This is a genomic window from Cognataquiflexum aquatile, from assembly GCF_003316845.1.
Classification (GTDB): Bacteria; Bacteroidota; Bacteroidia; order Cytophagales; family Cyclobacteriaceae; genus Cognataquiflexum; species Cognataquiflexum aquatile.
On record NZ_QMIK01000004.1, the window covers coordinates 89,270 to 109,793 of the forward strand.

General features: G+C 40.4%; 17 protein-coding genes. All 17 read left to right on the forward strand.

The annotated features are described in order from the left end of the window. Positions 1 to 293: 293 nt before the first annotated feature. Positions 294 to 1,220 (forward strand): phytanoyl-CoA dioxygenase family protein, encoded by a 927-nt coding sequence (locus tag DQW11_RS11860; protein WP_113924298.1) that lies wholly within the window; start codon positions 294 to 296, stop codon positions 1,218 to 1,220. Between the two features lie 526 nt (positions 1,221 to 1,746). Continuing rightward, positions 1,747 to 2,196 carry a hypothetical protein gene (locus tag DQW11_RS11865; protein WP_113924299.1) on the forward strand — a complete coding sequence of 150 codons (450 nt, stop codon included), beginning with the start codon at positions 1,747 to 1,749 and terminating at the stop codon, positions 2,194 to 2,196. After that, the gene (locus DQW11_RS22385) at positions 2,193 to 2,360 is read left to right on the forward strand and encodes a hypothetical protein (protein ID WP_198669892.1); all 168 of its coding nucleotides are present in this window, start codon (positions 2,193 to 2,195) and stop codon (positions 2,358 to 2,360) included. The genes DQW11_RS11865 and DQW11_RS22385 overlap by 4 nt, the downstream gene beginning before the upstream one ends. Before the next feature lie 123 nt (positions 2,361 to 2,483). Continuing rightward, positions 2,484 to 3,239 carry a DUF4184 family protein gene (locus DQW11_RS11870; protein ID WP_113924300.1) on the forward strand — a complete coding sequence of 252 codons (756 nt, stop codon included), beginning with the start codon at positions 2,484 to 2,486 and terminating at the stop codon, positions 3,237 to 3,239. Positions 3,240 to 3,417: 178 nt separating this feature from the next. Next, positions 3,418 to 4,824 (forward strand): pyridoxal phosphate-dependent decarboxylase family protein, encoded by a 1,407-nt coding sequence (locus DQW11_RS11875; protein WP_113924301.1) that lies wholly within the window; start codon positions 3,418 to 3,420, stop codon positions 4,822 to 4,824. A 165-nt stretch (positions 4,825 to 4,989) separates the two neighbouring features. Beyond that, positions 4,990 to 5,958 carry a WD40 repeat domain-containing protein gene (locus DQW11_RS11880; protein ID WP_113924302.1) on the forward strand — a complete coding sequence of 323 codons (969 nt, stop codon included), beginning with the start codon at positions 4,990 to 4,992 and terminating at the stop codon, positions 5,956 to 5,958. 177 nt (positions 5,959 to 6,135) lie between these two features. Then, positions 6,136 to 6,717, forward strand: coding sequence for a Crp/Fnr family transcriptional regulator (locus DQW11_RS11885; RefSeq protein WP_113924303.1), 582 nt, complete (start codon positions 6,136 to 6,138; stop codon positions 6,715 to 6,717). An 83-nt stretch (positions 6,718 to 6,800) separates the two neighbouring features. Continuing rightward, positions 6,801 to 7,424, forward strand: a complete 624-nt coding sequence (locus DQW11_RS11890) for a hypothetical protein (RefSeq protein WP_113924304.1) — start codon at positions 6,801 to 6,803, stop codon at positions 7,422 to 7,424. 224 nt (positions 7,425 to 7,648) lie between these two features. Continuing rightward, entirely contained in the window at positions 7,649 to 8,569 is a 921-nt protein-coding gene (locus tag DQW11_RS11895; RefSeq protein ID WP_113924305.1) for an NAD(P)-dependent alcohol dehydrogenase, read from the forward strand. Between the two features lie 506 nt (positions 8,570 to 9,075). Further along, positions 9,076 to 9,747 (forward strand): nuclear transport factor 2 family protein, encoded by a 672-nt coding sequence (locus DQW11_RS11900; protein ID WP_113924306.1) that lies wholly within the window; start codon positions 9,076 to 9,078, stop codon positions 9,745 to 9,747. A gap of 254 nt (positions 9,748 to 10,001) precedes the next feature. Next, complete coding sequence (locus tag DQW11_RS11905; protein WP_113924307.1) at positions 10,002 to 10,727, forward strand: hypothetical protein; 726 nt, start codon at positions 10,002 to 10,004, stop codon at positions 10,725 to 10,727. A 171-nt stretch (positions 10,728 to 10,898) separates the two neighbouring features. Next, on the forward strand, positions 10,899 to 11,171 hold the full coding sequence (locus DQW11_RS11910) for a hypothetical protein (protein ID WP_113924308.1): 273 nt from the start codon (positions 10,899 to 10,901) through the stop codon (positions 11,169 to 11,171). Between the two features lie 267 nt (positions 11,172 to 11,438). After that, a complete protein-coding gene (locus tag DQW11_RS11915) occupies positions 11,439 to 12,332 on the forward strand; it encodes a BTB/POZ domain-containing protein (RefSeq protein WP_113924309.1) in 894 nt (297 codons plus the stop codon). A gap of 1,191 nt (positions 12,333 to 13,523) precedes the next feature. Next, positions 13,524 to 14,471 carry a YihY/virulence factor BrkB family protein gene (locus tag DQW11_RS11925; protein ID WP_113924895.1) on the forward strand — a complete coding sequence of 316 codons (948 nt, stop codon included), beginning with the start codon at positions 13,524 to 13,526 and terminating at the stop codon, positions 14,469 to 14,471. Between the two features lie 109 nt (positions 14,472 to 14,580). Then, a complete protein-coding gene (locus DQW11_RS11930; RefSeq protein ID WP_113924311.1) occupies positions 14,581 to 16,374 on the forward strand; it encodes an alpha-amylase family glycosyl hydrolase in 1,794 nt (597 codons plus the stop codon). A 192-nt stretch (positions 16,375 to 16,566) separates the two neighbouring features. Continuing rightward, positions 16,567 to 20,058: a CheR family methyltransferase gene (locus DQW11_RS11935; protein ID WP_113924312.1), complete on the forward strand. Its 3,492-nt coding sequence runs from the start codon at positions 16,567 to 16,569 to the stop codon at positions 20,056 to 20,058. After that, a complete protein-coding gene (locus DQW11_RS11940) occupies positions 20,055 to 20,507 on the forward strand; it encodes a response regulator (RefSeq protein ID WP_113924313.1) in 453 nt (150 codons plus the stop codon). The genes DQW11_RS11935 and DQW11_RS11940 overlap by 4 nt, the downstream gene beginning before the upstream one ends. Positions 20,508 to 20,524: the final 17 nt, after the last annotated feature.

Sequence of the window (20,524 nt, forward strand, 5' to 3'; positions counted from 1 at the left end):
AATAATTATCAACTTTTCAGGTATTTGATTTATCAAGAATTGGTATGTCAATTCTTGGCAAACCACTCTCACTTGGTTTATTCAAAGCCGCTAAAAAGACCGGAATTCCTTCCCTACCAAGAGAACCCTCATTGGCTCGATGTTCCCTTCAGTTAACTGTGTTGCTAGATCTAGGTAAGGGCAGGTGAAACCTCCAAAGATTGGTATGGAAATCTTCCAAAGTGGATAAAAATGAGATCATTTGTGGGAATATTTTTCTCTAAATATCGCGGTTTTTCGATTAAATTAACAGCATGACAAATGATCCCAAATCCAATTATTCGGTCTCCAAGACTGCTATAACCAAGCTCAATGACCGCAGCAACGGAAAATCATTACATGTAATGTCTGAAGCGGATTGGGATTTTTGGATCCACAATGGCTATGTGATTATCAAAAACGCTGTTCCAAAATCTCAGGCAAAAAAGCTGTCGGATTTCCTATGGGAATACGAAGGAAAAGATCCCGAAAATCCGGAGACCTGGTACCGAAAAACCAATCCCGATATGGAGATGAAGGAACTTGTCAATACCGGAATGGTCGAAATCTACCACCACCAATACCTTTGGGACAACAGGCAGACACCAAAAGTCCATCAGGCTTTTTCGGATATCTGGGGTACCGAAAAACTTTGGGTGACCATCGACCGGGCCAACCTGAACTTTCCCATCCGGTCCGGATTTGAGTACAAGGGTTTTATCCATTGGGATTATGACCCCGAAACCAAACCCCAAAATGTGCAAGGCGTCCTTGCCCTCGCAGACCAAACCGATGAAGAAATGGGTGGCTTCCAATGTATTCCCGAGCTCTACCGGACTTACGATACCTGGAAACTTACTAAACCCATAGACCGCAATTATTTCCAACCCGACACCACCGGATTTGAACTGACCAAAGTCAAACTGGAAGCCGGTGACTTGCTGATCTTCAATTCACTTTTGCCGCACGGAATCCGTGCCAACAGGAGCAAGGGCAAAGTTCGCATCGCTCAATACCTCTCCATGATGCCTGCCGAACCCGAAAATGAATCCCTCCGTCAGTGGCGCATCCATAGCTGGCAAAGCCGCGAAGCGCTGAAAGGCTATGCCTTTCCCGGCGATCCTTTACAGCGTGAAAAACAGCATCCTGTAGCGGAATTGACAGATTTGGGGAGAAGGTTATTGGGGTTGGAGGGATGGTAGGGGAAGTGGGAAGTACGAGTTACGAAGTACGAGGGATGAAGGTGGAATTTGGTAAGAGGTGAGAAGTGAGAGGTGGGAAGTACGATGTGGGAGGTGGGAAGTACGAGGGAGGAAGGTGGAATTTGGTAAGAGGTGAGAAGTAAGAGGTGGGAAGTAAGAAGTAAGAGGTGAGAAGTGAGAGACAAGAGCCGAGATGAGGGAGAAGTGAGAGGTTAAGGTAGCTAAAGGGTAACCCAGAGTCGGAGTATGGGTAAGGGAGACACGGAGTATCGGTAGGAGAGACACGGAGTATCGGTAGGGGAAGGTGGGGGGAACTATAACGGGTCTAGGGATTTACTATTGGAGATCCTTAGGTTTAGGACAGCAAGAATTCATTTGAAATTTAGCAGATCATGTTCTGCAGGAGGGGTATTAATTAGGCTTCAGAGTCTGAATAAAAATCCCATTTCATTGCTTCCAATGTGATTTTCGGAATGATATTCCTAAATTTAATTTGTTGTCAATCACAAGGTTTAAATTTTAGAATATGAAGGCTCGGCTTTTTCTTTACCTGCTTCTTGTGCTTCATCTTTTTCTGAGTTTGGGCGCATTGGCCGGAGGTGGAATGCTGGTCCTCCAACCGGATGGTTCCTTACTTGGTATGGAACCGGGATGGCTTGCTCAATCGCCATTCAGTTCCTACCTCATACCCGGTTTGTTACTCTTCATTTTTAGCGGTTTGCTTCCATTGTTTTCATTTATTGGGTTACTCTTCAAACCTGAATGGCGATGGTCAAATGCACTCAATATCTACCCAAACAGACATTGGGCCTGGACATATTCCCTGTATTCAGGCATTATTGTGATTACCTGGATTACGGTTCAGCTGGTCATGACTAGGTATTTTTGGTTGCAGCCGGTCATGATTTTCACCGGGCTGCTGATTGTTGTTTTCACTTTGACACCTTCCATCATGAAAAGATTTGAATTGAAATGAGTGGAAAAATCAACAGGGAGTGGCATGAACAACACAAAATGCCAAAAAACCCAACCATCGAACAGCGGATAGCATGGCACCTCGCCCATTCCAAAAATTGTAGCTGCCGCAAAATTGACGGGAAGCTCGCCGAGGAAATGAAGAGAAGAGGGATAGAGTACTGAAAACACGGTGGTAAATGGACTATCGACTATGGTCTATGGTCTGATTTTCCGCAGCTTTTACTTTAAATTTGGGCTTCTGGCAATTTGCGGATAATCATCTATTTTTACATAAATCCTTAATTGATGCCATTTACCTTTTCCCATGCTGCGCTTGTTTTTCCCATCAATTGGGGTTTCAAAAAATGGACTTCCATGACCGGCCTGATCATAGGCAGTATGGTTCCTGATTTCGAAAAATTCATCAACATGAGACCGGGAAATACCTTCAGCCACACTTGGGAAGGTATTTTTTGGTTCAGTCTGCCGGTAGGTTTATTGCTTTGCTTTATCTTTCACCTTTTGGTCAGAGATCCCTTGATTGACAACCTACCGGGACATTTCAGAAAGAGGCTCCATGTGTATAAGGCTGTCAATTGGATTCCGCATTTCAGAAAGCATTATCTCCTTATTTGTATTTCCATCCTCATCGGCGCATTTTCCCATATTGTATTGGATGACATTACCAAGGACCACGAAAGGTTGGTCAGGTATTTTCCCCTGACCGGGAATGGCATCCACCTCAGCGATGCTATTTATTTGTCCTTTTCCCTGATTATAGAGGTTTTGAGTGGCGTAATAGGATTGATGTTGGTTTATTATTTTGTGCTGCGGCTGCCGAAGGTAAGCGTACCCGGCCAAAGCATTTTCAATAAGATGGTCTATTGGTCTGTTTGCTTCTTGGTAGCGGCGACGGTGGTGTTTTTGCGGATTTCTCTTGACGCTTCAGTGGATAAATGGGAATTGATCATCACAACCATTTCAGCTTTTATGATAGGCCTGATGGGTGCGTCGCTTTGGACGAAGATGGGAGCAAGGTCAGCAAGAGGAGGATTAGGGTAAAGGCATATATTTCGACTTTTTCCCGAACATGACCCTTAGGATATCCAAATGAAAGCAATTAAGTTTAGGTAATTGAAAAATAACCACAATATTGTTTATAGCAGCCGGATTTGGGTAGATATCAACAAGTCTTGTTGATATACAAGCGTTACCTGTAAGCATTACCAACGACAGTACTATGAATGAACATTTACAAAATGACTTATTAAACCTTGACAATTTACTTGAAATAGTAAAAGACCAAGGACTTGAATATCTGAACAAACTTTCAGACAGACAAACCTCTACGAAAAGTGTAAAAAATGGTACACTGAGTTTATCCGAAATCGGTTTGGGGACAATTGGAACGCTTAAAAAATTCAATGAAAGATTTGAACCGATAATTGTATCTTCTTCTGGACCTCGATATTGGGGATTTGTAACTGGTGGCTCAACACCAGCCGCAATAGTTGGAGATTGGCTAACCACAATTTACGACCAAAATACTTTTGCAACAAAAGGACAAGGAGATATTTCTGCATTAATTGAATTAGAAACCATACAGTTAATGTTGGACCTTTTTGAATTGCCAAATGATTTTTTAGGGGGATTTGTTACAGGAGCGACAATGTCTAATTTCACTTGTCTTGCAGTTGCAAGGCAATGGATAGGAAAAGAATTAGGAAAAGATTTTGCGAAGGAAGGTGTTTCTGGAAATGTAAACATTTTAACTGCAACTCCACATTCTTCTGTTATAAAATCACTTTCACTTTTAGGAATTGGAAACAACAATATAATTAAAGTAAAAATATTAGATGACAATAGAGAAGCAATAGACATAACTGATTTAGAAAAGAAAATCATTGAACTTCGTGGAGAACCCTTTATACTTATTTCAAGTGGAGGAACAGTAAATACGGTTGATTTTGATGACTTTCTTGCAATAAAAAAATTGAAAGCGAAGTATAATTTTTGGTGGCATATTGACGCTGCATTTGGTGGTTTTGCGGTATGTTCAAAAACACATAAATACCTTGTAGCAGGTTGGGAAAATGCAGACAGTATAACCATTGATTGTCATAAATGGTTAAATGTTCCTTATGAAAGTGCCGTGTTCTTTGTAAAGGAACAACATAAACATTTACAAATTGAAACATTTCAAAATTCTAATGCCCCGTATTTAGGAAATCCACTTGAAAATTTTAGTTATCTAAACTTTCTGCCCGAAAATTCAAGACGATTAAAAGCATTACCAGTTTGGTTTTCTCTTATGGCTTATGGCAAAACCGGGTATCAAGGCATTGTAGAAAATTGTATTGCTTTGTCAAATCAATTCGGACAATTTATAGAAGAAAATAACAACTTTGAATTATTAGCTCCAGTAAGACTAAACACTGTTTGCTTTACATTGACAGGAAAAGAAAATCAAGAAAAAGTATATACATATCTAACACTCTTAAACGACACAGGTAAAGTATTTATGACACCAACTATTTACAATGGACAAAAGGGAATTAGAGCTGCTTTTGTAAATTGGAGAACAACAAAAAATGACATAGAAATAGCAACAAAACTAATGACTGAAATAATAAATGAACTGAAATAATGCCGGCAGGTAACTGGAGTTTGGTAAAAAAGCGGGTTCAGTGCTTAAATGAAGCTTTGTGCTTCTTAGCAAATTCAGAGCTGGCAGACAGCTTTCGTCTCCGAAATCCGCTTCTTCGCCAAGCTGAAAACTGTCAGTGGCAACCCTAAAAAAACAGCATACTAGATGACGAAAAGACTTGATATATTGGCTATTCTGAATTTTCTGATAATTTTTTTATCTAATCAGACTTTTGGACAAAATGCTTTGACAAAGGAAATTCTTTGGACAACTGATTGGAGTCCCAACGGAAAGTACATTGCAATTGGAGGTAATGTTGACTCTTTAAATATCTACAATAAAGGAAATCTAAAAATACACAAGTCAATCCCAGTAAAGAATACAATCACCCGTATTAAATGGCATCCTTCAATCAATATAATTGCTATAACGACACAAATGTCAGATGAAAAATCTTTCATTTTCAATCTTGAGACAAATGAAAAAATTGAATTAAGTGGCATCTCACCTGACGGGGCAAGAGGAATTGATTGGAATTACACAGGTGACTATTTAGCTGTTGCAGACAATGATGGACAAATATTGATTTATGATATCAAAGGTCAATTAATCAGAAAATTTGTAAATCAAGTCAACTCAACCAAAGGAATCACAGCTCTTGATTGGCATCCTAAAAAAAACATGCTTACATCTGTAACTGACAAAATTCGTTTTTTTGACATTGAAGGAAATTTGTTGAAATTAATAAAACATAGACAGGAAGATGTAATGTTGTTAAGTATCGCTTGGCATCAATCAGGTGACTTTTTTGTAACAGGAGATTACGGAGACGAAAAAGACAAATCATTACTTCAATATTGGAATGACCAAGGCGAACTTTTAAAGACCATTGACATCAGCAAAGGAGAATATAGAAATTTGGCTTGGAATCCAAAAGGTGATAGACTTGCCTCTGCAAGTGACGCTTTGAGAATTTGGGACACAAAAGGAAATCTTATTTCGGAAGGTAATTCCAAAGACTATTTATGGGGAGTTTCTTGGAATGAAAAAGGGAACAGAATTATCACATCAAGTATGGAACAAAGAATAATACTTTGGAATAAAAAAGCGGAAAGAATAATTACATTAGAATAAAGGGCAGCCGATAGCAGTATTTCGGCAAAATGGCGGGTTTAGTACTAATATGAACATTCAGTTTTCAAATGAATATTAGTACAAAAATGAAAGTAAGTGCTTAAAATCCACCACTTCGCCAAGCTGAATCCCGTTGATAGCAAGTGTGACAGACAACAATAACAACATCATACTATAATGCACGACATTCTATTTGACTTTATATCAAAATACATTTCCCTGACTGAGGAGGAGAAGGAGGCAATGCTTTCGTTAGACATATTCCGCACTGTCAAGAAGGGGACTATTTTACTCAAAGAAGGACAGAAATCGCAGGATGTCTATTTTATCCTAAAGGGATGTTTACGGAAGTATTACATCATCAACGGTGAAGAAAAAACTACCGCCTTTTTTACAGAAATGGACGCTCTAACACCCCATTGTGCCATCAATAATGCTCCGTCTGAATATTTTATAAGTTGTGAAGAGAATACCATCCTGACGGTTGGAAACCCAAAAATGGATATTGAAATTTTTTCCAAGTCTCCAAAATTTGAACTGATGTGTAGAATATTGTCAGAAGAAACGTTGGCCAAACACCAAATCAATTTTGACGAGTTTAAGACTTCATCCCCTGAACAAAGATACCTGAACTTACTGCAAAACAGACCGGACCTGATTCAACGTGTGCCACAACACCAATTGGCAAGTTTCTTGGGTATAAAACCACAATCACTGAGTAGATTAAGAGCAAGAATCTTAGAAAAAAGTAAAGCGTAAATCATTTCTTCACTTAAGTGAACGATTTGAAGTCTATTGCCAATCCACCTTTGCATTATCCTTTAACATCAATTAAAAAAGATATGCAAAAGAAGATTTTATGGATTGGACTTGCCTTAATTTTAGCAGGCAGCTTACAGGTGAAAGCACAGTATGACAAACAAGACAGTACTTACAGAAAGTTTTTTGTGGGAAGTACCTTGTTTTTGTTGGGCAATTTTGCAACCACAAACAACCCCGAATTCGTTCAACTTAATCTAGGCCATCGCATTACAGGAAAGGATGTGATTTCCCTTGAACTCATAACCTGGAAATATGCCTGGCCACTTGGTATCAACCCTATATTTAATCAGGCCTACGGAACACCTGAAGAAAAATTTCCCGGTTATGTAAGAGAATATGGTATTGGCCTTGCTTATCAACGGTTTTTTTGGAAAGGTCTGTACGTAGCAGTACATGTCATGCCTATGTGGCAAACATTTATGAATGATAACGGAGTAAAAATTGACAACGGTTTCCATATATTCAATACGAATCGGGTTGGCTATCATATTAAACTCTTTAAAGACAGGTTTTTTATAGAACCATCACTTGGTATTGCCGGCCGACCTTTTCACACTGAAATGCCTGACGGTTTTAAACAAAAAGATGACAAGTGGCCAAAATACACGTTTGAATTTGGACTGCATTTTGGGTTTAATCTTTAATCTTCACTATTATACGCTTCTTTGCCAGTAACCCATTATTCTTCTTCAATCGAGACGGAAGACGGAAGACGGAAGACCGAAGACCGAAGACAGAAGACGGAAGACCCCCGCCTGTCGTCGGGCAGGGATGTACCGGGCATTTCAGTCCTCAGACGAGAATTATTATGGTTCCCAAACCTTATGGCATAATTGCGTACATACATAATCTTTAAAACTACAATAAAATGAAAGCAGTTATTTGCACCAAATACGGACCACCTGAAGTTTTGCAAATTCGGGATGTCCCTAAACCGATACCCAAAGACAGTCAGATTCTTGTCAAAATAGTTGCTACTGCCGTCAACTCCGGAGATGTAAGGGTTAGAGCGCTTGATGTCAAAGGCTTTATGAAAACAGTAATGCGTTTCGTTCTTGGTTTTTCTAAACCACGTAAACCTATTTTGGGGACGGTGTTTTCCGGCATAGTAGAGCAAGTAGGAAAAAATGTAAGCAATTTTAAAATTGGTGATGAAGTGTATGGTATCACAGGTTTTAATTTTGGCACCTATGCAGCATATATAGCGGTGTCAGATAAAAGTGTTGTTGTCAAAAAGCCATCCAACGCAACATTTGAAGAGGCAGCAGCAATTTGTTTTGGAGGTCAGACTGCCTATTACTTTTTAGAAAAAGCTAAAGTTTCAAAAAAAGCAAACTTAAAAATATTGGTTTATGGGGCAACAGGGGCTGTAGGAACAGCGGCTATACAAATAGCAAAATACCATAACGCCGAAGTTACGGCCGTTTGCAGCGAACAAGGGAAGGAACTTGTCCAAGAACTTGGTGCTGATAAGATCATCCTGTACAACAAAGAAGATTATACAAAAACTGCTGAAAAGTTTGATGTTGTTTTTGATGCAGTGGGCAAAATCACCAAAAAGCAATGTGGACATTTGTTAAACCATGGAGGGATTTTTAAGTCTGTTGAAAGTTTTGAAATGGCATCTGAAGAAATTGAACAACTGAATTTTTTACGGGAGCTATTTGAAAAGGGAAGATATAAAGCAACTATAGACAGAACATATTCCATAGATGAAGTTGTAGCTGCCCACAGGTATGTCGACACGGGGAGAAAGAAAGGAAATGTTGTACTAAAAATAAGTGAATGACAGGAACACCATCCACCGACGCGGGCTTTGCAAAAGTGGAGGTTCAGTGCTTCGAATGACAGTTTTTATTAAGTTTGAAGTTCGTGGCTTCGTATGAAGTTTTGGTGGTAAAATCGTCCCCTTCGCAAAGCGGCAAAACGTTCATAAGATAGACCAGCTTTTCACAGGAATTTCAGCCTTTATGATAGGTCTGATAGTTTCTTCGATTTGGACGAAGAAGGGTTCAAGGTCAGCAAGTGGGGGATTAGGGTAAAGGCATATATTCCGACTTTTTATCGGATATGATCCTTTGGATATCCAACTAAAAGCAATTAAGTTTAGCTAACTGAAAAACAACAACAAAATTGTTGATAGCAGCCGGATTTGGGTAGATATCAACAAGTCAAGTTGATATACAATTGTTACCACAAATTTGAAAAATGATGCGATTAAGACTGATAGCAATATTCACCTTCATAATTTGCGTAGAAAGCTTTGCTTAAAAAAGTGGAGAATTATATGATACTATTTCAAAGCTTGACTATACCTTTTTTAAAGCCCTGAATGAATGTGACCTTAAGAAGTACGAATCTTTTTTAGCCTTTGACTATGAATTCTATCACGACAAACAAGGCTTAACAGTTTCTAAAGCAAGCGAAATGGAGTCAATGAGCTTGTTTTGTGGAGAACAAAGAGAAAGACAGCAAATTAAAAGGGAGCTTATAAAAGAAAGTCTTGAAGTATATCCTATTGCAAATTATGGAGCTATTGAAAATGGAGAACATATTTTTCACCTCGTTATAGATGAGAATACCAGTAAACCTGTTTCAAAAGCTAAATTCACAAGTATTTGGAGGTTTGACAAAAATGAATGGAAACTGGCAAGAACAATAAGTTATAATCATGTTCCATACGGTAAAATTCAGCTTGATGATGAAATTCTTGAACAATACGTGGGAAACTATCAAGCCTCTGACAGAATGATTAACATCAAACAAGAAGGAAAAGCTCTTAGAATAATGGATTTGGTGGATGAAAAAGAAGTGTGGAGCAATGATATGCTAGCAGAAACTGAGGATACATTCTATTTAAACCAGAATAATGTTCAAATCAAGTTTATAAAAAATAGAGGGAAAGTCGAAAAAATGGCCGTTTATGAAAATGGAGAATTAATAGAAGAAGCTATAAAAGAAAAATAAAAAACATGTGGTAACAGGCGTTTGGCTCAATGGCAGGTGACGTGGTAAATTAAACTTCCTATCTCGCATCAACTTTTGAGATGTTTTGACAGCTTTATGCTCCGCAATCTGCCTCTTGGCCAAGTGCCAAATCCTTAAATTCTCTCCTGCAAGTGCGGGTTGCTGAATTCATTCTGATAGATCGGGATTGTGCATATAATGAAGTTTAATATTAAAAAACGATTTCTTCACCTAGCCGACTTACGCTGGTACTAATGAAAATGAACAAAATATTATTGACCATATCGATTTTTTTGGGACTGACAGATTTTTCTTTAAGTCAAGTCGAGCAAGACAGCCTGAAGACAGCGAAAATGATTTCAGATTTGATTCAGAATCAAAAAGAAAACGTTGAAAAAGACTCGCTAACCTTCCTTTCTGGACATTTGTTTTCAAAATCAGTTAATCACAAGTATATAAGGATTTCTACTCGCTTAGAAACTTATATCCATGTTTACTCAGAAGAAGATAAGTATTTGGAACCAATTTTCACCGAGTCTGTCCATTGGATCAACTTTGTGAAAGATTCAATTTTTGACATTAATGGAGATAGAGTAATTGACCTAGCGATTCATTGGTATCCATCTTCAGGCTGCTGTTTAGCGGACATTTATGACTGTTATATTTATGATGAACAAACTGATAAATTTTCGAAAAAAGTAGAAATACCGAATCCGACATTCTATCCAGACCAATTTCAGACATACAGCATGACCTATGGGCAACCGGGAGAAACAGAGTTTTTTGAATTCAAATGGGTAAATAATTCATTGGAAACGTTGAAATCCTACGAATGGAACGATAGAAATCAAAGCCACATTATTCTTACAGACTTTGAATCAGCTACAAAAACTGACTTGACAGAAATTCCTAAGAAACTTGAAGCACTTTATGGATATTATTGGTTCGTGATGAAAATAAAAAACGAAGAAGAAAAGTAAAAATTAATCAATCGAACAAGACCTAAGGAAATACCTGGGTTACAGAAAATTCAACAAGACACCTTGTCCTCTTACAACCTCAATAAAAGCTGACCGATGGTATATTTGGAAAATCTCAAATTTTTGAGAACTTAACCTTAGTACTTAACAAAACCTCAAAACCACACTGATATGGAAAAAAAGAATTACAACGAGATGACAGATGAAGAACTGTTGGTCGAAAGAAAGGAACTAAATAAATCTAAAATCTTTCACGCAAGCGCAATTGGCTTTCTTGCCGGAATCCTCATTTTCGGATTGGTAGGTTGGGGTCTGTCTGAGGAAAAGCGTTTGGGATTTTTTATACCCATGTTGATCCCCATCGTTTTCATTTACAAACTGGTTAAAAATCCAAAAGGGAATAAGGATTTGGAGGAAGCCCTGAAAGAACGCCGCCTGAATTGAGGTATTATTAAACTAGACCGGTTGAAATACGACAAAGCCTTTTCCTTACTTGGTTTTTTTTGGATTTCCCTTGACGGTGATTGAATAAATGGGAATTGATCATCACAACCATTTCAGCTTTTTATAATAGGCCTGATTGGTGAGTCGCTTTGGACAAAGATGCGTGCAAAGTCAGCAAGTGGGGGATGGGGGTAAAGTCGGATAGTCGAATTTTTTCCCGACCATGATCCTTTGGATATCCAACTAAAAGCAATTAAGTTTAGGTAATTGAAAATTACAACAATATTGTTGATAAAAGCCGGAAGAGGTAGGTATCAACAAGTCTTGTTGATTACAATCGTTATGTGCCATATTTTGAAACGAATACTTAACAAACGAACGATAAAAATTATATCATCAACTTCGCCTCTGACATTTGAGACGACAGGTGGTGATTCGGGGAAAGTATGGGACAGATTTATTGCTGTAAACGGACAAAATATCTATCACATTGGAAATGTTTGTGGGACTTGTTCATTCTTTTTTGAAAAACTAATTGACAATAAGAAATCAATCAATCCCAAAGAGGTCATTGAGAAACTAAATGTTGGACTTACTTCCATTGACGACAATACAATTGAAATTTTAAGAGAAATAATTCCCAACGGGTTTTACGAAATAGCTCTGCTGACAATTATTCCAAAATTTACAGTTGTTGGACAACCAAGCGACTATTTCGCAAAGGAACAAGTTGACTTATGGGGAATAGACGGATACTATGGCGTTCCGCATTCGCCCAAAGTAAATTACTATCGTGGGACAGACAAGGAAATCGGTGACGATAGAAAAATATTTGAATTTTTTATTCCGTTGACATCGCCTGATAATATTGACCAAACACGAGTTGACTTTTATAAAGAACAAATTTTAAAGGGCAACAAACCGACAGCTATTAGCCTGACAATTTTAGACATTAAAGAGCCTGCTGTTTGGCCTGACGATGACATCAAACCTGAATTTACTTCGCATTGGTGCATTGCTCACTACATACTAGACGGACACCATAAAATTAAAGCTGCGAGTGAATTAAACTCTGAAATAACTTTACTTTCGTTCATTGCGACAGAAAAAGGAATTTCATCAACAGAAGACATTAACGAATTACTGAAACACATTGACTAAGAAAATAAATACGGCTCATAACAGCACCTACCCAAAAGTGGCGGTTCAGTGATTAAATCAAGCTTTGTGCTTCTATCAAAGTTTGTTCTTAATTGATATTGAAGTGCTACGAAATCCGCTACTGCGTCAAGGGAAAAACGTTGCAGCGTATTTAAAAAAGAAGACTATGGACAAAGAGATCACATGAAAAGGTTGAAACGGACATTAAAAATAATCTCGACAAATTGGGTGCACCTTGTTGGGTTTTACGTGACGACCCTTTTTAGTTTGATCCTTTTCAGTTTCTTTGGACTAGAAGGTTATACGACCGAAACGTGGACACAGGCACTTTTTCTTAACCTGATAATGATTCTCTTTTTGATATTCGGTTACGGACTAATGTTTTTGGTCGGATTTTATGTAGCATTAATAATTATGGACTCGATTGGGTTCAACATGACAAAGACCAAAACTGATTTCATTCTCCTACTCGAATGGATAATAATTGTCCCTCCGTTCGTGACATGGGCATTCAAATATGACTATTGGCTTTGGTTAACCCTGATAATTTCATTTGCTGTTACTCAATGGATAAGAAGACGAAAAATTGAAAAAATTAATAAAAAAATCGCTACAACATCCGCTTTAGCAAATTCGGGCTGATTGCTTAAAAATTAAGATATTTCAATTAAACAAGGTTCGGTCTGGTGGACAAGGGACCGGTTTCAAAATTCCGCACTTGCAATGGCTAGGGCCATTTTATACTACTCAATACTTCAATACTACTACCAACCCAGAAAATGATCCCAATTGATTTCCTAATTGAACTACAAACCAACAAGGAAACTGAAAGGCTTTCGTTTGCGACAAGGTATTTGGTTCAGGTTAATTTCTTTAAAAATAAGTTTGGGAATCAATTGTTTTAACCTTGAGACCGAAATCAAAGCAACACCGCAAAACTTATTGCCCATTTTTCCCCCTCCTTTCCTTGTATTTTTATCAATATCCCCTAAAACTGTTTTTACATAAAAACCATTTTCAAAAAGCGGTTATCCTGAATTGTTTCGGATAACCGCTTTTTCTTTTTGTCTGCCTTCCACCACAAATTCACCTCCATTTTCCTTTGAGGCACGGTTAATGCTCCTGTTTACTGCGGCTGTTCAAAGCCGGGGGCCGGGACAGGTTTTTTTTGGCCCAAATCAATTAGACAAAATGCATAAAGAAAATAGATTCAAAATCAGACACCTGCCCGGCCTGTTGTGGGAAGCGGGGAAGCTTTGGAATAAAAACAATCCCTGGAGATTGGGCGCCGTCGTGGCCTACTATGCGGTGTTGTCTTTGCCGGGACTGCTTGTCGTCGTCATCAATGCCGTCGGGGCATTTTGGGGACAGGAGATCGTGCAGGGGGAGATTACAGGGCAGATTTCGGAGGCCATCGGTCCGGGTGCTGCGGAGTCTGTCGTCTCCATCATCGAAAATTCGAGTAAGGATGACAGGACGGTTTTTGCTACCGTGATGGGTGTGGCGGTGTTGGTATTCGGTGCTACGGGTGTGTTTTACCAGCTTCAGATCTCGATGAATGAGATCTGGAGTGTCAAGGTGGACCCGGACGCCGGTTGGTGGAAAATCATCAAAGACAGGGCATTGAGCCTTGCCTTTGTGATGGTCATTGCTTTTTTGTTGATCATCAGTTTTGTGGTTTCCACGGCGCTGACGCTGCTGAGCAGTTTTCTGTCCAGGCTTTGGGAGCCTGCTTTTGTGTTTATAGCCCAGTTCTTTGATTTTGCCCTGTCCACTTTTGTCATCGGGCTTCTGTTTGTGTTGATATTCAGGTTTATGCCTGACATGAAGATCAGGTGGAGGTCGGTATGGTTGGGGGGATTTATGACAGCACTGTTGTTCAATCTGGGGAAAATTCTGCTCAGCCTCTACTTTGGGGCCGCGGATCCGGCTTCGGTCTATGGTGCGGCAGGTTCCGTGGTGCTGATTTTGCTTTGGGTGTCTTATTCCTGTTTGATATTGTTCTTTGGGGCGGCATTTACCAGGGTGTATGCGGAGAAGTATGAGGCGGCGGTTCATCCTTCTGATTTTGCGATGAAAGTCGTCGAGAAGGATATCATCGTCGAGAAAGGGGACGAGGAAATAAAGACCGAAGGGTAGCAATTGGAACTATACAGGAATATATTACCTTATGATAGGATATTGATGTTTTTTCGAGACCTTCTCAATAAGGAACATTTTTTTCTTAATATTTTAATAAACAACAGGAATGAAGGAGATAGGAAACAAGGGAATGGGAGCCGTCGTAGGCTTACGAGGTGTGACCTTCAGGGTTTGGGCCCCCAATGCCAACAGCGTTTTTGTCATGGGCAGCTTCAATGGCTGGAAAGACGATGAATACCAGTTGAAACACGAAAATGACGGTTATTGGGCGGTGCATGTGGATGCTGCCCATGAAGGCGATGAATACAAATACATCCTTTACAACGGAGAAAACAAAATCACTAAAAACGATCCCTATGCCCGGAAATTGACCAACAGCATGGGCAATTCCATTGTCATAGACCTGAAGAGAGACCGGGAAGACCATCAGTTTCAAATTCCTTCCTTCAATGAACTCGTGATCTATGAGATGCACATCGGGACATTCAACAGGGATGGGATAGAAAACGGAGGCGTGGGAACCTTTTATTCCGCAGTACAGAGATTGGATTATATCAGAGATTTGGGCATCAATGCCATAGAAATCATGCCGGTGATGGAGTTTGCCGGAGATGAATCCTGGGGATACAATCCCGCACATCCTTTTGCCGTCGAGTCGGCATATGGCGGACCGGAAGGGCTCAAGCATTTTATCTTCGAAGCCCATATCAGGGGCATGGCCGTGATCATGGATGTGGTTTACAACCATTTTGGTCCTTCGGATATTGACATTTGGCAGTTTGACGGTTGGCAGGAAAATGATCTCGGCGGCATCTATTTCTACAACGACGAGAGGGCCAAGACACCTTGGGGTGAAAACCGCCCCGATTACGGCAGAAAGGAAGTACGAAACTACCTCCGGGACAATGCCATGATGTGGCTCGACGACTACCAATGTGACGGGTTGAGGTTGGATGCCACCGCCGTTATCCGGTTTTTGGAAAATGAAAACCCTCACAACAATGCCAAGTTAGATGATGGCTATCGATTTTTGCAGCAACTGAATGAAGAAATCAGGGATAAATTTCCCGGCAAAATCCTGATCGCGGAAGACCTCAAAGCGGATCCTGTGGTTACTTCTGACATCATGCACAATGGCCTTGGCTTTCACTCCCAATGGGGCCTTGGCTTTGCAAACCATATCAGGGGGGTGATCCTTGAAATTGATGACCGTCACCGGAACCTCCAAATGGTGGTCGAATCCCTGTTTTTCTCTTTCAACAACGATGTTTTCCAAAGGGTGATTTTCACTGAATCCCATGATGAGGTGGCCAACGGTTCATCCCGCCTGCCCGAAGAAATCCATCCCGGGGAAGCCGATGGGGAATATCCCAAGAAAAAATCCACTTTGGCTGCCATAGCGCTGATGACAGCCCCGGGGATTCCGATGATCTTTCAGGGACAGGAATTTATTACCAACGGGCACTTCACAGATGATGTCCCTTTAAACTGGGAAATCCAGTCAACTTTCAACGGGATTTCAAGGATGTACAAAGACCTCATCAATATGAGGAACGGTAGGAACCCGCAAATGGTAGGTCTGAACGGTCATGCGATCGAAACGCTGCATTTCAATCAGGAAACGCTCGTATTGGCTTTCAGCAGGACCCACAGGGATTTTAGAGACCGGCCGGTATTGGTAATCCTCAATTTTTCCGACCGGGAATACTATGATTACAAAATCGGGATATCCCATGGTGGCAAATGGCATGTCAAGTTCAACAGCGGCTGGAAAGGGTATGATGAGGATTTTTCAGGGACAGAGTTTTTGTCCGTTGATGCCAAGGGACCTTTTGAAGGCAAGCCTTATTCGGTTTTGGTGGATCTTCCTGCATTCGGTGGGATCATTTTGATCAGGTAAGGTGAAGGACTCCCTGATTTTCTCTCCATAAACCAAATTATTAAGAAATGCAGAGAATGAGCTTGTACATATTGTATGAGTGGTTATGATTCGGGGTATAGAAGTCGTAACTTAATCCTGTAGAATTTACCTACATCACATATGTTCTTGCTGATGCTGACCTAGGCTACCGAATAAAAATCGAAAACCGGCATGGAACTATCCAAAACAAAGAAAATTAAGAAAGTACCTTTACCGGAACCCAAGCAGAAGGAGGATTTCCTGATTGTTGCTATCGGTGCTTCTGCGGGAGGATTGGAAGCCATTTCCGAATTGTTGAAATACCTTGCCCCGGATACGGGCATGGCATTTATTTTTGTGCAGCACCTCAGCCCTGACCACAAGAGTATGCTTACGCCGTTGTTGGCCAAAATCACCTCCATGGAGGTAAGAGAGGTTGAAAACAAGGTGCAGATCACGCCCGATACATTTTACATCATTCCTCCGGACAAGGAGATATCGGTGGAAAAAGACCACATTATCTTATCCCCTCGACCTGAAACGCCCAAATTCAATTTTCCGATAGACATTCTATTTACCTCGCTGTCAAAGACCCATAGGGAAAATGTCATTGGTATCGTTCTGAGCGGAAGTGCCACGGATGGTACCATCGGCATGACGTCGATCAAGCAGGAGGGTGGACTGACCTTTGCCCAAGATACCTCAGCAAAATTTGACAGCATGCCCAAATCCGCGATTACTGCAGGTTCGGTGGATTTTATTTTGTCCCCGAAGGATATCGCCCTGGAATTGAACAGGATCAGCCAAAATCCTTTGATTAAGATTTCAGGCAAGAAAGCAAGAGAAGAAGACCTGATAAGCGACGAAAATCCGGAATTGGTAGCCATCATCAAAAGCCTTCTGAAATCCACAGGTGTTGATTTTTCTCTCTATAAAATGAGGACTATCAAAAGAAGGATACTCAGGCGCATGCTCCTCAACAAAGCAAAAGACCTCAAGTCCTATTTGGCGCTGATCAATGGAAAAAAAGAAGAATTGGATATCCTTTATCAGGATTTGCTGATCAATGTAACCAGTTTTTTCCGGGATTCGGATATCTACAAATACCTGAAAGAGACCCTTCTTCCCAAGCTTCTGAAGTCCAAAAGCAGTGAGGAAACCTTCCGTGTGTGGGTTCCTGCCTGTTCTTCGGGGGAGGAAGCATTGTCCATCGCCATGATGGTGTTAGAAATACAGGAAAATACCGGTACCCATAACCCCATTCAGATGTTTGCGACCGACCTGAGTGAAAAAGCGATCAAGAAAGCAAGGGTCGGTGTCTATACCAAGGATGAACTGGAATCGGTTTCTCCAAAACGTCTGCAGCGGTTTTTTACAAAATCAGGAAGCAGCTACAGGATTTCCAAAACAATCAGGGACATCTGTGTCTATGCGCCGCACAATGTGCTGAAGGATCCGCCATTTTCGAGGATAGATTTTATCAGCTGCCGCAACCTGTTCATTTACCTTGATTCGGCAGCACAAAAAAGGGTTTTGGCCACCTTTCATTATGCATTGAACGAAACAGGATATCTGATGCTTGGCAAAGCAGAGACCATCAGTTCTTCACCCCATTTATTTTCAGAGGTCAATAAGAAGTACAGGATCTATTCAAGAAAAAGCAGCGCCGAAGGGCGCCAAATACCATTATCAGCTTCAAGAATGCCAAAAGGAGAGACCCAACATACAAAACATACAGTAGATTCTGATTCCAAAGCCGGAATTACCAAAGCCAATACTTTGCAAAACAGCAAAAACCTGGACCAAGCCATAGATGCAGTGATTATGGCTGAATTTTTACCCCCTTGTGCAGTCATCAACCAACAGATGGAAATCCTCCAATTCAGGGGAAAGACGGACCTTTACCTGAGTCATTTTTCAGGAAAGGCTTCCCTGAATATCCTCAAGCTGGTGCGAAAGGAAATAGCTTTTCACCTGAGAAGCCTGATTTCCAAATGCATAAAAACCAATCGGCGTATTCGGAAAACCGGAATTGAGATGAGTATCGAGGATACTGTTTTTGTCATCAGCATCGAGGTAGCACCATTGAATACAGATTATGAAGAAAAACTGATGCTTGTGGTTTTCTCCCAACACGATCAAGTCGCCGGGTCTCATCAGAAAAACGGGAAAGATGAAAATCCGGATTCGATTTTAAATATCAAAGAACAAAAAATAAAAAAACTGGAAGAGGAACTTGCCTTGTCACAGCAAGATGCCATGGAACTGTCCCAAGAGCAGGAAGGATTTATAGAAGAATTGCAAAGCGCCAATGAAGAAGTAGTCTCCAGCAATGAGGAGTTGCAGACGGTCAATGAGGAACTCGAAACTTCCAAGGAAGAACTTGAATCCTCCAACGAGGAGCTTGTCACGACCAACCAGGAACTCCAAACCCGGAATGACCTGCTCCACGAATCCTACGACTATTCCAATGCCATCATTGCCACACTTCATGAGCCCATGATCGTCTTGGATAAAAACCTGAAGATCAAGACCGCCAACAAATCTTTCTACAGGATATTCCAACTCAAAGAAGACCAGATAGATGGAAAGAAGTTGTTTGACCTGGAAGAAAAGCAATGGAACATCCCGAGTTTGAGGGAATTACTCGAACATATCATTCCCAAGAATTCCTCCTTCAGCAATTTCAAAATAACGCATACCTTTCCAAGGATTGGCGAAAAAGTCTTTTTGCTCAATGCCAGCCGCCTAGTCCAAAGAAGGCACGGGGAGCAATTGATCTTACTTTCTTTCAACGATATAACAGATGCCATGCAGACTCAAAAGAATGAATTGGAAGAATATACCAAAGACATAAAGGAAACCAAAAACTACAATGCAAAGCTCGAAAAGGCGGTTTTGGAAAGAACCAAGCAACTTGACCTTTCCAATAAGGCCCTTTCGGAAAAAAACAATGAACTTGGAAGAATGAACAAAGAGCTTGAAGCTTTTGCCTACATTTCCAGTCACGATTTGCAGGAGCCCCTCAGAAAGATCCAGACTTTTGCCGACAGGATATTGGAGAAAGAGGAGGTCAACTTATCTGCATCCGGCAAAGTCTACTTCCAACACATGCAGAAATCCGCCAACAGGATGCAAAAGCTGATTGAGGAACTGTTGACTTTTACGAGTCTCAATTCAGCCGAAAGGAAATTTGAAGCCCTTCCCCTCGCCGATATCCTCAATGACGTACAGGTGGAAATGAAAGAGGGATTGGCAGAAAAAAAAGCCACCATTACCATCAAAAAGATGTGCGAGGTCAGTGTGATTCCATTTCAGTTCAGGCAACTGTTCAATAACCTGATCAGTAATTCTTTGAAGTTTTCTAATCCTGATAACCCTGTCAAGATTACCATCTCCTCAGAAATAGTAAAGATGGAGGATATCAAAACAGTGGAGAATCTGAGCCAAAAATTTTACTGTCATATAAGATTTTCGGATAACGGGATTGGATTTGACCAGGAATACAGCAAAAGAATTTTTGAGGTGTTTGAAAAACTACACAGCAAAGATGAATACCCGGGCACGGGAATAGGACTTGCCATTGTCAAAAAGATTATAGAAAACCACAATGGTTTTGTTAATGCAACAAGTGAAATAAATAAAGGAACTATCATAGATATCTATTTACCAGCCAAAAAATGAACGAAAAATCCATTAAAATCCTATTAGCAGATGATGATGAAGCCGATAGACTGTTGTTCAGGGAGGCTTTTGATGAACTCAATGTCGGCACATCTGTCGAAACCGTCAATGACGGGGACGAACTCATGCACCTCATGCAAAGCACCGAGGCCGATAGCCTTCCCCACATCTTATTTCTCGATATCAATATGCCAAGAAAAAACGGCTTGGAATGTTTGAAGGAAATCAGGGCAGACAAAAAGTACAGGGAAGTTTCTGTTGCGATTTATTCCACCTCCTCTTCCGAAAACGACATGCAGGAGACTTTCCTCAATGGTGCAAATGTATACATCCATAAGCCTAACGATTTCCAGAAATTAAAGAAAGTCTTGGAAAAAGCGATCACTTATGCAAATATGTATCAGGATCCGCCCTTCAATAAAGAAAATTTTCTATTAATGGCGGAATAATTAGGTATATTTAGAAT

Excerpts from the sequence above, each read along its gene's own strand:
- DQW11_RS11930 (WP_113924311.1), top strand. The coding sequence starts at position 14,581 with ATGAAGGAGATAGGAAACAAGGGAATGGGAGCCGTCGTAGGCTTACGA.
- DQW11_RS11935 (WP_113924312.1), top strand. The coding sequence starts at position 16,567 with ATGGAACTATCCAAAACAAAGAAAATTAAGAAAGTACCTTTACCGGAA.
- DQW11_RS11890 (WP_113924304.1), top strand. The coding sequence starts at position 6,801 with ATGCAAAAGAAGATTTTATGGATTGGACTTGCCTTAATTTTAGCAGGC.
- DQW11_RS11860 (WP_113924298.1), top strand. The coding sequence starts at position 294 with ATGACAAATGATCCCAAATCCAATTATTCGGTCTCCAAGACTGCTATA.
- DQW11_RS22385 (WP_198669892.1), top strand. The coding sequence starts at position 2,193 with ATGAGTGGAAAAATCAACAGGGAGTGGCATGAACAACACAAAATGCCA.
- DQW11_RS11880 (WP_113924302.1), top strand. The coding sequence starts at position 4,990 with ATGACGAAAAGACTTGATATATTGGCTATTCTGAATTTTCTGATAATT.
- DQW11_RS11870 (WP_113924300.1), top strand. The coding sequence starts at position 2,484 with ATGCCATTTACCTTTTCCCATGCTGCGCTTGTTTTTCCCATCAATTGG.
- DQW11_RS11905 (WP_113924307.1), top strand. The coding sequence starts at position 10,002 with ATGAAAATGAACAAAATATTATTGACCATATCGATTTTTTTGGGACTG.
- DQW11_RS11865 (WP_113924299.1), top strand. The coding sequence starts at position 1,747 with ATGAAGGCTCGGCTTTTTCTTTACCTGCTTCTTGTGCTTCATCTTTTT.
- DQW11_RS11910 (WP_113924308.1), top strand. The coding sequence starts at position 10,899 with ATGGAAAAAAAGAATTACAACGAGATGACAGATGAAGAACTGTTGGTC.
- DQW11_RS11895 (WP_113924305.1), top strand. The coding sequence starts at position 7,649 with ATGAAAGCAGTTATTTGCACCAAATACGGACCACCTGAAGTTTTGCAA.
- DQW11_RS11940 (WP_113924313.1), top strand. The coding sequence starts at position 20,055 with ATGAACGAAAAATCCATTAAAATCCTATTAGCAGATGATGATGAAGCC.
- DQW11_RS11875 (WP_113924301.1), top strand. The coding sequence starts at position 3,418 with ATGAATGAACATTTACAAAATGACTTATTAAACCTTGACAATTTACTT.
- DQW11_RS11925 (WP_113924895.1), top strand. The coding sequence starts at position 13,524 with ATGCATAAAGAAAATAGATTCAAAATCAGACACCTGCCCGGCCTGTTG.
- DQW11_RS11885 (WP_113924303.1), top strand. The coding sequence starts at position 6,136 with ATGCACGACATTCTATTTGACTTTATATCAAAATACATTTCCCTGACT.